Origin of the sequence: Bacillus sp. JHAA (assembly GCF_036961585.1) — a bacterium.
Taxonomy (GTDB): Bacteria; Bacillota; Bacilli; order Bacillales; family Bacillaceae; genus Bacillus; species Bacillus velezensis.
On sequence record NZ_JBAMDE010000004.1, the window covers coordinates 399359 to 412367 of the forward strand.

Here is a 13009-nt window from a genome sequence, read left to right on the forward strand (position 1 = left end):
CTTCTGCTGCCTATGGGCGGAATATAATGAAAAGGCCGAACAAGTTCATTGTTCGGCCTTTTCTGATTGATTTGCGAACTGCCGGGCGGCCGCCACGCAAGCGATAACGCCGACATTCACCGCCGCAAGTTCCCATCCTGCTTTTTCATGGAGAATCATGGCGGCCAGTAACAGTCCGAAGAAAGGCTGCAGAAGCTGCAGCTGCCCGATCGCGGCGATGCCTCCCTGGGCGAGTCCGCGATACCAGAATACGAAGCCGATCAGCATGCTGAATATTGAGACATATGCAAGACTGAGCAGTGCGGGCGCGCCGATGTTTGACCATGAGTCCGGCATGAAGCAGAAAGACAGGATGAACATAAGGGGAAGCGATAAAACGAGTGCCCAAGAGATCACCTGCCAGTTGCCAAGCCGCCGGGAGAGGCGGGCGCCTTCGGCATAACCGAGACCGCACACGATAATCGAAGCGATCATGTACGTATCACCGAGCGGAGAGGATTCTCCTCCTTGCAGCAGAGCATATCCGGCTACGAGGATGCTGCCGGCAGCCGAGAAAATCCAAAAGACCGGCCTGGGCCGTTCGCCTCCTCGCAGTACGCCGAAGATCGCCGTCGCAAGCGGGAGAAGCCCGATGTAGACAATGGCATGAGCGGATGTGACATGCTGAAGCGCTAAGGCCGTAAGCAGCGGGAAACCGATCACGACGCCGAGCGCTACTGTTATTAGTGAAATGATGTCGCTTTTGGCAGGGCGTTTCTCCTGAAAAATGAGGAGCAGAGCGCCTGCCAATATACCGGCTATCGCGGCGCGGCATACGGTGAGAAATACCGGGTCAAAGTCCGCTACAGCCAAGCGGGTCGCCGGAAGCGAGCCGCTGAAAATGAGTACGCCGATAAATCCGTTAATCCAGCCGTTTGCGGCTTTCTTCATTCCAATCACTCCAATATATATTTCTAAACCCATTTTCAAAGTTTATAATGACTATAAACTGAAATTGGCCTTATACAAATGGCCAGTTTTTATAAAAAGAAGAATGCCAGTTTGGAGGGAGCAAAAATGGATATCACGCCATTTTTAAATAGAGATCTGGATATTCCGCTTTATCAGCAGCTTTATCGGCATTTTAAGGAAAATATGCATCAGGGCCGTCTTCCTAAAGGACTGAAGCTTCCTTCAAAAAGGCTTTTGTCAAGTCAGCTTTCCGTCAGTCAGACGACTGTAGAGCGGGCCTATGAACAGCTTGCCGCCGAAGGTTATATTGTCAGTAAGCCGAGAAGCGGATGGTTTGCCGATTATGACTCGGACGCCGTCTATGTGAAAAAGCCGGGCGCTTCGCCCGTTCAAACAAAGGCGAAGGAAGACCGTCAATGGATTGATTTTCACTACGGCACTGTGGATGCCGCTCATTTTCCGTTTTCGGCATGGCGCAAAAGCATGGTTGCAAGCTTAGATCAATACGGGCATGAGCTGTATCGGCCCGGGGATGATTTGGGCGAGCTTGAACTGAGAACGCTAATTTCGGAGTACTTATATCAGTCGCGCGGGGTGAATTGCCGTCCTGAACAAGTGATAGTCGGCGCCGGGAACCCTGCTCTTTTGCAAATGCTGTGCAAAATATTTGAAGCAAATCTATCCATCGGATATGAAGATCCGGGTTATCCGAGAGCGAGGGAGATTTTTAAAGCCAATCACATGAAGATCATTCCGATACCCGTCGATGATGAAGGAGTCTGTATCCGGAAGCTGAATGAAGAGCGGCCGCGTCTTGTATATGTCACGCCTTCTCATCAATTTACGTTAGGAACGATTATGCCGGTAAACAGAAGGATTCAGCTGCTGAAATGGGCGGAGGAACATCAATCGTTCATTATAGAAGATGATTATGACGGTGAATTCCGATACACCGGCCAGCCGATCCCATCATTGCAGGGGCTTGATCAGCATCACCGTGTCATTTATATGGGGACGTTTTCCCAATCTCTGCTTCCTTCGCTGCGCATCAGCTATATGATTCTTCCTTTGCCGCTTATTGAAAAAGGCAGGGAAATCGCTTCTTTATATAAACAGACCGTCTCCTGCCACAGTCAGCTGACGCTGGCTCAATTTATCAAAAGCGGAGAGTGGCAGAAACATATTAACAGAATGAGAAAGCTGTACCGGAAAAAAAGAGCGGTATTATTAGAGGCCGTGCGGCGCGAGCTGGGACAATACGTCAGGATTCGCGGGGAAAATTCCGGGCTGCGGATTTTACTTGACGTTCAGCTGCCTTTCAGCGAAAAAGAGCTGATTGAAAAGGCGGAGGAACAAGGCGTCAAAATCTATCCCGTGTCTCTTACCTATCAAAAACAGGTCCCTGAAAAAACAGTTTCCCTCGGTTTCGCGGGGGTTTCTGAAACCGATATACAAGAAGGCATAAAAAAACTGAGAGCCGCCTGGGCGCTGTAAAAGGCAGCTCACAGTTTGAAATACTGAAGCTTGAGTCAGGGGTGATGTCTCAGCAGCAAAACGATTTATAGGACGGGCAGGCGGAGCGCCGTATCAATATTTTGCAAATTGAGCCGGACTTGTTCATTTGTGTTCCACGGGTGATACCAGCCTTTTTCCATCATATAGCGTGAGATTTGCTCATGCATGTCGATGGCTTCTTCTAAGTGACGGGTGAGGATCGCTTTCACTTCAGGCGTTTCGGCTTCCGTCGCCGCCATCGCATAGTTTCTGACACCGCTTTTTGCCGAATTCAATAAATCCATAGCGACAATTTGGTCTGTCAGTGCATTCATTCCCGTCAAGTATTCAATAATCGGATTCATTCGTTATTCATCTCCTATTCATGCTTTGCATCAGATAAAATCGAGGCAAACTCCTGCAATTGCCTTGTTGATGTATCCGCATCCTGCTGCATGATTTCTTTCAGCTGCGGATCGGATACGAGCGCTTTCATGGTTTTGGATTTCGTCAGACAAAGTGACTTAAAAGAAGCCATCTCCTGAATTTCGAGTAATTCATGTAAGGCGCGGGCCATTTCTGTAGCCTCCGTTCTTTAAGGTTTGAGTACAACTTTTATGCAATCATCTGTTTTCGTGTCAAACATCTCATAGCCGTGCTTCGCTTCACTAAGCGGAATGACATGGCTTACAACATCGCCCGGATCAATTTTGCCGGTTGACACCAATTCAAACATATACGGCATATAGTGGATGACGGGAGCTTGTCCTGACCGGATATTGACGTTTCGCTGCATGATATCGCCAAGGGGAAACCCGTTGTATCTGCCGCCGTACACGCCCGTAATCTGGATCGTTCCGCCTTTTCGCACCGCTTGGGATGCGATGACCAATGCGCTCATCGCCCCGCCCTGAAGTTTTAATCCGCTGGCGAGGAACTCAAGGTCTGTCATTTTCCCGTCCATGCCGACGGCGTCAATGACAACGTCGGCGCCGCCTTTGGTGATTTCCTTCAGGTAGCTGCCCGTATTTTCGTGGTCTTCGAAGTTCACGATTTCCACTTTATTCGTCCGTTTCGCATGCTGGAGACGGTAGTTGACATAGTCTACGGCTATTACGCGTTTCGCTCCCTTTAACCAGCAGAATTTTTGAGCGAAAAGGCCCACGGGCCCGCAGCCGAGAACGATAACTGTATCGCCTTCTTTTACGCCGGCATTGTCAACGCTCCAAAAGCCGGTTGTCATCGCATCGGAAATAACACTCAGTTTCTCATCCGGTTCTTCGCATGTTTCGGGAACTTTAAAATGAGTAAAGTTCGCAAATGGAACGCGCAAATACTCCGCCTGGCCTCCCGGATAGCCGCCGGCATTTCCTGAATAGCCGAAATAAGCGCCTATATCGCCGTTCTCATTTGATTGATCACATTGGCTTTCCAGGTGATTTTTACAATAAACGCATTCTCCGCAGGCGATATTAAAAGGAATAATGACGCGGTCGCCTTTTTTGACTTTCGTCACGCCGGGACCGGTTTCTTCCACGATGCCCATCGGTTCATGCCCGATGATGTAGTCTTCCTGCAAGTTCGGGATGAGTCCGTGGATTAAATGTAAATCTGATCCGCAAATTGCCGTACTTGTGACTTTTATAATCATGTCATCGTGGTTTTCAATCTTCGGATCAGGCACGTCTTTCACAACGACGTTTTTCACTCCTTGATACGTTACGGCCTTCATGCTGTGATACCTCCAGTGTTAGTGTTCATCAGGTGTGCGGTCAAACATCCCTTTTCTGTTCGTTTCAACGGGAAACAGATTCATATTTCCGACCATGAGGGTATTTTTCGCAGAGAGCTGATCCAGTTTATACTGTTCGCTCAGATCATGCGGGTGAAACCACTTTTTGCTGACCATCAAGTCTGTTATCTCCTGATGCATCGTGATTCCCTGCATGAGCTGTTTGCGAAGCAAAGCTCTTACATCAGGTGAAGCGGTTTCTGTTAAAGCAACGGCGGTATTTCTGACGCCTTCTTTGGCGCGTATGAGAAAATCCATTGCGAATGTCATATCCGCAAGTTCAGGGACATGTAATGAATTGATCGGATCTAAATGGTCATGATTCAATGATGCTTACCTTCCTTTCAATTGATGATCGAAGTCGGCCGGTTTTGAGGAACAGGAGCCTGAAAAGATGCCCGTTCATAAACCGTCTGCAGATCAGCCAGGTCTTGTGAGGCTTGCTGAACATCTTTCTCCATTAACGTTTTCAGGTCCTGATCAAACACAAGCCCTTGCATGAGCTTGGATTTCGCTACACAAAGCGTCTTGAAGTTAATGATTTCATGTAAGTCAAGCGACTCGTGAGCCGCTAATTCACGCTTATCCATAATCGTCTGAAACCTCCCTTTGTAGAAATACGTAGTTAATTTCCCCTGAGAAAAGAGGTCTAGTCTTACAAATTTTGTTTATCAGATAAAGCGGAGAGTCAAAAAAGAGGAAGCACAATCGCTTCCTCTTGTTCACATGGAACGGCTGTTGGTGTCATGAACATTTTTCTGATGCGCGGGCGGTTTTGCCGCGCGGGAGACGAGACCGCTGAGCAAAATGCCGATCAGTACGATGATCAGTGCTTTAACAAGGCCGAATTCTTCACCGAGCAGTCCGAGAACGGGAGGGCCGACTAAGAAGGCGCAGTAGCCGACGAAGGAGATTGCTCCGACCCGCTTAACTGCTCCTTTTGGGTCATCGCCGGCTGCGGAAAGGCCGACCGGGAAGCCGAGGGAGGCGCCGATTCCCCAAAGAAAGACGCCGATTACGGCTGCTGTGAGGTTTCCGCTGAAAATCACAAGGGAAAGTCCGATGACACTGATGGCGGTGCAGAGACGAAGAACGGGCACGCGTCCGTACCGGTCCAAAAATGCCCCGCCAAAGATGCGGGCGATCAGCATAGCGGTGAGGAAGACGCCGTAAACCGCCGTGCCTTGCGCGTGCGTCACGTGAAAACCATCCGTCATGGTGAGCGGAAGCCAGTCATTGGCCGACCCTTCTGCGAAAGCCATTCCGAGCACGATGAGCCCGATCAGCAGTGTGCGCGGCTCTGTCCAGACGTTTACCGGCTTTTCGCTTGAAACTTCCTGCCACCTTGAGACGGCATCTTCTTTCCCGGTGTCCTCGGGCAGAAACCGGAAGAAAGTAAAAATCAGGATAAACTCAATTCCGGCAATGAGCAGCAGGTGAACGAGAACGGGAACCTTGAATAAAATAGCGAGAGAGGCGAGTCCTGCGCCTAGCAATGTGCCGGCGCTGAATGATGCGTGCAATGCGGGCATCATGGTTTTCCCGGCGGCGCGTTCAAGGGCGGAACCATCTACATTAAGGGCCACTTCCGCAAGTCCGTAGCCGAGCCCGAAGATGATCAGTCCGGCAAATACGATGCTTTTGAAAGCGGCAAAAACACCTGCGCTGATGACGAATATCCCGATAATGACAATCAGAACGCTGATCAAAGCAACGAATCTGGTGCCTTTCCGCGAGATGATCCGGCTGGCGCTTAACAGGCCGATCAATGAGCCGCATGCAAGCCCGAAAATAATCAACCCCATCATTGACGTCGAGGCTTTCAGCGTTTCTCTCACCTCAGGCGTGCGGGAAATCCAGGATGAAAAAGCAAGTCCGGGCAGCGAAAAAATAATAAAAAGGGCAAGTTTCCATTTTTGAATGCCCTGTCTACTCATGAAATCAGCTCCCTCTCTGCCAAATGAAGCGGAAAACGCAGAGATTTTAATGTGATGGCAATCAATCCTTTTTGGTAATAGGGCTGGATGTCATCAATAAGAATCAGCTCCGGCATGTGTTCTTTCGGGACAAAAGCGGAGCATGCTTCATAAACCTGTTCCATATCCAACCCTTTTGATAATTCTCCGATAAACGCAATGGCCTGCGGATTGATGATTGAAATCATGGCGCTTGTCATCTTAACAGCCAGTTCCGGAAAAGAATCCGGTGAATAGAGCTTTTCAAGCTGCTGCTTGCGTGTCGATTCAAATGGAATATAAGAAATTTCTCCGGCGAATTGTGTATTGCCTTTGACTAAGCGCCCGTCTATAACGAAGCGCGCTCCCGGAGGATTGTCTTTGACAAATGCGGCCATGGCGATGGTTTTCGGGACGGAATATTGCTGATCGCGATAAAATCCGTACAAAGCGTAATGCATCTCGTTTTCTACATTGACCTTGACAGAATATCTGGCTTCAAGTCTTTCCTGCATCGGGATATCACACAGCTCTTCAGTGTCACAAATGCCGATGACGCCGTGGCTGACCACACCCTGAACCCCTATGCCGATCGCCTTTATATTGGGAAACCGCCTTATCCATTCGTCAGTAAGCCGTTCGATGAGGTCATAATTGATGACATCATAAAAGCGGCTGTCTTTTTCAACATAGTCACCGTGCCAATCTGCCAGCGCGACGTCAATCGAATGGACGCCGCCTTCTGTTTTAACGGATATGCCGAGTACCAAATGACTGTCCGCATTTAACGTAAACTGCCTTGCTTTTCTTCCGCCTGTTGAGGCGCTCGGTTCCATTTCCATGACTTCGCCGCGTTCTTTTAATTCATGTAAAATGTTTCCGCACGTGGCGGCGCTGAGCCCTGTTTGTTGAGAGAGAAAGGAAATGGTGGCCGCATCCGTTTTCAGCAGCGCTTCAATGATGGTCTCTTCATTCGTTTTTTTTACAATGGATGTATTATTAATGGTATTCGCCATGATTCCGCACTCCTTTATTAATCACTTTTTAAAAGACTTATTAAAAGTAGCTTAAAATATACTTTCCGAATCAGTCAAGACGGTTTAAAATTGTTTTCAAACGGAGAATAAATAGAATATCCTTGCTGAGAATGGAGGCTCGACACATGAGTTCTGATAACAAAATCTATTATGAACGCGGAACGGAAGAGCTGAGGAAGAAAAACATCCGGGCGCATAGGCTTGTCCGGGAATTAAACGACGCCGATTCGGAAGCGTTTGAAACAAAAGAAGCGATCATCAGAGAACTGTTCGGGACGGCGGGAGAGAAACCGAGCATTGAGCATAACTTTCATTGTGATATCGGAACCAATATTCATGTCGGCGATCATTTTTATGCCGGCTATAATTGCACCATTTTAGACATGGCTGACGTGCGGATAGGCGATAACTGTATGATAGGGCCGAATGTCGGGATCTATACAGCCGGGCATTCTCTGCAGCCGGAAGGAAGAAATAAAAGCGGTTACGGCATTCCGATTACGATCGGCAGCAATGTATGGATCGGAGGAAGCTGTGTCATTTTAGCAGGCGTCACCATCGGCGAAAACTCCGTCATTGCGGCCGGTACAGTCGTTACGAAAGACGTCCCGCCAAATTCCGTCATGGCCGGAAACCCGGGAAAGGTTATAAAAAAGATATGAACAAAAAAGCAGCTTGCGAACAATCCCGCAGGCTGTTTTTTCTTTCACCCGTCATGCAGGAAAGAAGGGGAAGGTGAGAAGCAGGCACTTATGGTATGATGACAAATAGAATAAAACCTCGTGAGGCCGGTCGGCTAAAAGGAAGTGGACAGAGATTGTTTGGTACAAAACATCAAGAAGACTATGTCTCCCGTGACAGACGTTCATTGCATATGCTTGCGCTTCGGGTGCCCGGTCTGGCGTTTATTTTAATGGTATATGCCGCATCAGTCTCTTTGCAGTACATTTATGAAAGCTGGACGGTTTTTTTGCTGCTGTTATTCACAATATTGATCGTCATTTTTACCGTGCTGCACTGGCATTCCCATCGCTGGGTGAAGAAAAAAACGTTTCTTTATTTCATCATACAGGGATTTATCATATATACATCGGCTAACTTGATGACTGGCGGCTATATTGCGGTTGTCGTCGGTCTCTATGCCTTTTTAATCGGGCAGATTATCGGAATGGCGGATAAGGGAAAAACGCTGCTCATACTCTATCTGTTCATTTTAATGTCTATAACAGCTTTGCACCAGGAGCATCCGCATCATCTGCTACGTTTCATCGTTATCGCCGCTCCCATCATGATCGTGATTATCACGTATGCGGCCACATTTTTCGCACAAGTTGATGAAAAAATAAAAACACAGATGACGCTTGAAAAATTAGAGCTCGCTCACCGGCAAGTGAAACAGCTGACGCTCCAGAACGAAAGGCAGCGGATGGCGAGAGACTTGCACGATACGCTTGCTCAAGGATTGGTCAGCTTGCATATGCAGCTTGAAGCGGTGCATGTTCATCTTTCAAAGGGTAACACTGACAGAGCGAAAGACATCATCAGCCAGTCAATGGACAGAGTGAAAGGCACATTGGCTGATGCGCGCTCGGCCATTGACAACCTTCGCAGCACATCAGAAAAGATCGGGTTCTTAAAAGAAAGCATCACTGAACAAATCAACCATTTTACAGAAGCCTCCGGGCTGTCTTGTTTTTTAGATTACAGCGTGCATCATGTGCTTGACGTTCATACGGCGGAGAATTGCCATTACATGATCGGAGAAGGCCTGACAAACGCCGCCAAGCATGCAGAAGCAAAGAATGTCTGGGTATCCGTTCAGGAAGAAGAGGGACAGATCCGCATAACCGTCAAAGATGACGGGAAAGGCTTTGATGCCGGAACAGAAATGAGAAAAAGCGGACATTACGGGCTGCTTGGAATACAAGAACGCGTCAATATGATGAACGGCACTTTCCGTATAACAAGCGCCAGATCAGCGGGAACTCAAATTGAGATCATCATACCAATTCAAGGAGAGGCGGAACATGTATAAAGTGTTAATAGCAGATGACCATCTTGTCGTCAGAGAAGGTCTGAAGCTTTTGATAGAAACAAATGACCATTACACCATAACGGGAGAGGCGGAAAACGGGAAAACCGCCGTCCGCCTCGCAGAGGAACTAAAGCCAGATGTCATTCTCATGGATCTGTACATGCCGGAAATGAGCGGGCTGGAAGCCATTAAACAGATAAAAGAGCATTCTGATGTGCCGATCATTATTTTGACGACCTATAATGAAGATCATCTGATGATAGAAGGCATTGAATCAGGCGCGAACGGTTATCTGCTGAAAGACACAAGCTCAGAAACCTTATTTCATACGATGGATGCGGCGGTCAGGGGAGAAGTGCTTCTGCAGCCGAACATCTTGCGGCGTTTCCGGGAAATGAAAATGGAACGGGCAAATGCCAATGAAACACAGCTGACGGACAAGGAAATCATAGTTCTAGAAGCCGTTGCGCAAGGACATAAAAGCAAAGCGATCGCCTTCGATTTAGGAATCTCAGAGCGGACGGTAAAAGCGAGATTAACATCGATTTATAACAAATTAGGCGCTGATTCGCGGACGGAAGCCGTCACCATTGCCATGCAAAAAGGCATTCTGAAACTGAATATATAATGAAAAACTGCCCAAACGTACATGCCCCTATGTACGTTTTTTTTATGTGAATGTGAACTACAATTAGGCAGAAAGTAATGATTGGAGAGGAGTATTCGATGTCTGGTTTTTTATATAAATTAGGGGGATGGTCTGCCCGCAATCGATTAAAAATGATCAGTGCGTGGCTCGTGATACTGATCGCTTCGGTTGTGATCGCCATCTCGTTAAAACCTGCTTTTTCTGAGGATATGTCAATTCCCGACACACCTTCTGAAAAGGCGATGGATATCATTCAAAAAGAATTTTCAAAGGGTCCCGATAAAGGAAGCATACGGGTTATTTTCGGAGCTGAAGAAGGGAAGAAATTGACGTCAAAACCGGAAAAACAAGCGGTTGAAGAGACATTAAAGAAGATCAAAACCGATCATTCAGTCGCTTCAATTGCAAGTCCTTTTGAGACAGGAACCATTTCTAAAGACGGATCAGTGGCATATGCCGATATTACGTACAAAAAAGCGGCGGATGACATTACGGATGCGTCTGTTTCACATATGAAACACAGTCTGTCCGCCGCCGGAGACAAGGGTCTGCAGACGGAGATCAGCGGCGATGTGCCGGGGGCCGGTGTTGAAATCGGCGGTGTATCTGAAATTGTCGGCGTTGTGCTGGCATTCGTCGTACTGGCTATTACGTTTGGTTCATTAGTCATCGCGGGGCTGCCGATTGTCACGGCCTTGATTGGGTTAGGTGTAAGCGTCGCGCTGACGTTAATTGGGACACAGTTCTTTACGATAGCTTCGGTCAGTCTCTCATTATCCGGAATGATCGGCCTGGCCGTCGGGATTGATTATGCGCTGTTCATCTTTACGAAGCATCGTCAGTTTTTGGGCGAAGGTGTACAAAAAAATGAATCGATCGCGAAAGCCGCGGGAACGGCAGGCAGCGCCGTCGTTTTTGCGGGACTGACCGTGATCGTCGCGCTTTGCGGATTGACCGTTGTCGGCATTCCGTTCATGTCTGCCATGGGATTGACTGCGGCACTCAGTGTGCTGATGGCTGTATTGGCATCAGTAACGCTGGTGCCTGCGGTGTTGTCAATCGCGGGAAAACGGATGATTCCGAAATCAAACAAGAAGAAAGAAAAGAAAAGCGCCGGCACGAATGCCTGGGGGCGCTTCGTTACAAAGAAACCTATTCTGTTAAGCATTTTCAGCATTATTCTTTTATCTGTCATCAGTCTGCCGGCCATGCATTTAGAGCTGGGGCTGCCTGATGCGGGAATGAAAGCGAAAGACAGCCCGGATCGCCGCGCCTATGATCTGTTGTCTAAAGGATTCGGAGAAGGCTTTAACGGCAAGCTGACAATTGTTGCCGATGCAAAAGGGGTCAAGGGGAACAAAAGTGAAGCATTTCAAGACGCCGTGAAAGAAGTGAAGGACTTGCACAATGTGGCGAGCGTCACACCTGCCATGCCGAATCAAAAAGGGGACTATGCCATCATTACGGCAGTGCCTGAAACCGGGCCGAATGATAAGGCAACGAAAGAGTTAGTGCAGGATATACGGAAACGATCAGACAAAAACGGCATCCGCCTGCTCGTCACCGGGTCAACCGCGGTGAACATTGATATTTCAGACCGGTTAAACGATGCCATTCCGGAATTCGCCATTCTCATTGTCGGGTTTGCGTTTGTATTGCTGACCGTTGTTTTCCGCTCGCTTCTCGTGCCGCTTGCCGCTGTCGTCGGCTTTTTGCTGACGATGACCGCTACACTCGGCTTATCGGTATTCATATTGCAGGATGGAAATTTCACCGGCTTGCTCAGCATTCCGGAAAAAGGCCCGATTCTCGCCTTCCTGCCTATTTTGGCGATCGGTATTCTTTTCGGGCTGGCGATGGATTATCAAGTATTCCTTGTCAGCAGAATGAGAGAAGAATATGTCAAAACAAAAAATCCGGTACAAGCCATTCATGCCGGATTGAAACATAGCGGACCTGTCGTAACAGCGGCGGGACTGATCATGATTTTCGTCTTTGCGGGATTCATCTTTGCGGGAGAAGCTACGATCAAATCCATGGGCTTGGCAATGACCTTCGGTGTACTTTTTGATGCGTTCATTGTAAGAATGACCATTATTCCGAGTGTCATGAAGCTGATGGGACATGCGGCCTGGTACTTGCCGAAGTGGCTGGATAAAATCATTCCGAACGTGGATATCGAAGGCCATAAGCTGACACAAGGCAAAACACCGGAGAAACCGGAAGAATAAAATGAAAAAGCAGATCGTTATGATCTGCTTTTTTTATGTGCTGACCGCATCCATGAAAAGAGAAAAAAGCTTTTTCATGTCTTCATGTTTTTTTGTCAGCATTTCGGGATGCCATTGCACGCCGACGACAAATAATTCACCCGTCCGTTCAATTGCTTCAATGGCCCCGTCTTTCGCATAAGCCGAGGCTTTAAACGAAGGCGCCGTCTCTTTTATGATCTGGTGATGGAATGAATTCACCCGCGCTGAATCGCCAAACAAGGTATGGAGACGTGTCCCTTTTTCAAAAGAAACATGATGGGTTTTTAACGGCGGATCTTTTTCTTGATCATGCTTAATGTCAGCAAACGAAGCGTGTGTCAGGTCTTGATATAAAGTTCCCCCGTAAGTGACGTTTAACATATGCATCCCCCGGCAGATTGCAAGAATCGGCTTTTCTAAAGCAACCGCCGTGAGAATCAGCTCCTTCTCGTAGGCGTCCCGATCAGGAAAGGTCTTTCTTAAAGCCTGTAAAGGTTCTTCACCGTAAAACAGCGGGTCTATATCCTGGCCGCCGGACAGAATGATCCCGTCAACATGAGAGACCTGTTCCTTTAAAAGCGCCGTCTCTTGAATTACCGGCAATATAAACGGCACACCGCCGGCCTCAGAAACAGACTGAATATAATCATTATTGACATATGCCCGATTATAACCCGGGAAAGGGCCGGATTGATCAGCCATAATGTTTCCCGTAATTCCAATGCGTTTGGCCATTCTTCGCCCCCCTGAACCATGCTCATAATTAATCTGAACGTAGGTTGTACAAATCAGTTTGAAATTATTCTTCATGATACGTGAGCTTTCCAAAACAAAACCCGTGACA

14 protein-coding genes are annotated in these 13009 nt (G+C 47.9%); 5 read left to right on the forward strand and 9 right to left on the reverse strand.

Annotation, left to right across the window (positions count from 1 at the left end; all coding sequences use genetic code 11):
• Window positions 1-45: 45 nt before the first annotated feature.
• A complete protein-coding gene (locus V7728_RS12200; RefSeq protein WP_099566444.1) occupies window positions 46-930 on the reverse strand; it encodes a DMT family transporter in 885 nt (294 codons plus the stop codon).
• Between the two features lie 126 nt (window positions 931-1056).
• On the opposite strand from V7728_RS12200, the gene pdxR reads away from it, so the two are divergent.
• Window positions 1057-2445 carry a MocR-like pyridoxine biosynthesis transcription factor PdxR gene (gene pdxR / locus V7728_RS12205; protein WP_099566445.1) on the forward strand — a complete coding sequence of 463 codons (1389 nt, stop codon included), beginning with the start codon at window positions 1057-1059 and terminating at the stop codon, window positions 2443-2445.
• Window positions 2446-2510: 65 nt separating this feature from the next.
• On the opposite strand, the gene V7728_RS12210 is transcribed toward pdxR, so the two are convergent.
• From V7728_RS12210 to V7728_RS12240, 7 genes are all read right to left on the reverse strand, one after another.
• Complete coding sequence (locus tag V7728_RS12210) at window positions 2511-2810, reverse strand: spore coat protein (RefSeq protein ID WP_099566446.1); 300 nt, start codon at window positions 2808-2810, stop codon at window positions 2511-2513.
• A 14-nt stretch (window positions 2811-2824) separates the two neighbouring features.
• Window positions 2825-3022: a hypothetical protein gene (locus V7728_RS12215; RefSeq protein ID WP_099566447.1), complete on the reverse strand. Its 198-nt coding sequence runs from the start codon at window positions 3020-3022 to the stop codon at window positions 2825-2827.
• An 18-nt stretch (window positions 3023-3040) separates the two neighbouring features.
• A complete protein-coding gene (locus V7728_RS12220) occupies window positions 3041-4177 on the reverse strand; it encodes a zinc-dependent alcohol dehydrogenase (RefSeq protein ID WP_069006886.1) in 1137 nt (378 codons plus the stop codon).
• 18 nt (window positions 4178-4195) lie between these two features.
• Window positions 4196-4564, reverse strand: coding sequence for a spore coat protein (locus V7728_RS12225; RefSeq protein WP_015416918.1), 369 nt, complete (start codon window positions 4562-4564; stop codon window positions 4196-4198).
• Window positions 4565-4581: 17 nt separating this feature from the next.
• Window positions 4582-4827 (reverse strand): spore gernimation protein GerQ, encoded by a 246-nt coding sequence (locus tag V7728_RS12230; RefSeq protein ID WP_099566448.1) that lies wholly within the window; start codon window positions 4825-4827, stop codon window positions 4582-4584.
• Between the two features lie 132 nt (window positions 4828-4959).
• Window positions 4960-6174, reverse strand: coding sequence for an MFS transporter (locus V7728_RS12235; protein WP_099566449.1), 1215 nt, complete (start codon window positions 6172-6174; stop codon window positions 4960-4962).
• Window positions 6171-7208, reverse strand: a complete 1038-nt coding sequence (locus tag V7728_RS12240; protein WP_076425607.1) for an ROK family protein — start codon at window positions 7206-7208, stop codon at window positions 6171-6173. Before V7728_RS12240 ends, V7728_RS12235 begins: the two co-directional genes overlap by 4 nt.
• A gap of 146 nt (window positions 7209-7354) precedes the next feature.
• Between V7728_RS12240 and V7728_RS12245 the strand changes: the two genes are divergently transcribed.
• From V7728_RS12245 to V7728_RS12260, 4 genes are all read left to right on the forward strand, one after another.
• Complete coding sequence (locus V7728_RS12245) at window positions 7355-7891, forward strand: sugar O-acetyltransferase (RefSeq protein WP_060563176.1); 537 nt, start codon at window positions 7355-7357, stop codon at window positions 7889-7891.
• 212 nt (window positions 7892-8103) lie between these two features.
• On the forward strand, window positions 8104-9264 hold the full coding sequence (locus V7728_RS12250) for a sensor histidine kinase (RefSeq protein ID WP_179946984.1): 1161 nt from the start codon (window positions 8104-8106) through the stop codon (window positions 9262-9264).
• Window positions 9257-9892 (forward strand): response regulator transcription factor, encoded by a 636-nt coding sequence (locus V7728_RS12255; RefSeq protein ID WP_099566450.1) that lies wholly within the window; start codon window positions 9257-9259, stop codon window positions 9890-9892. Before V7728_RS12250 ends, V7728_RS12255 begins: the two co-directional genes overlap by 8 nt.
• Window positions 9893-9990: 98 nt before the next feature.
• Entirely contained in the window at window positions 9991-12144 is a 2154-nt protein-coding gene (locus V7728_RS12260) for an MMPL family transporter (protein WP_099566451.1), read from the forward strand.
• 33 nt (window positions 12145-12177) lie between these two features.
• Here the strand turns inward: V7728_RS12260 and V7728_RS12265 are convergent, their stop codons facing one another.
• Entirely contained in the window at window positions 12178-12900 is a 723-nt protein-coding gene (locus tag V7728_RS12265; protein ID WP_015239265.1) for a gamma-glutamyl-gamma-aminobutyrate hydrolase family protein, read from the reverse strand.
• Window positions 12901-13009: the final 109 nt, after the last annotated feature.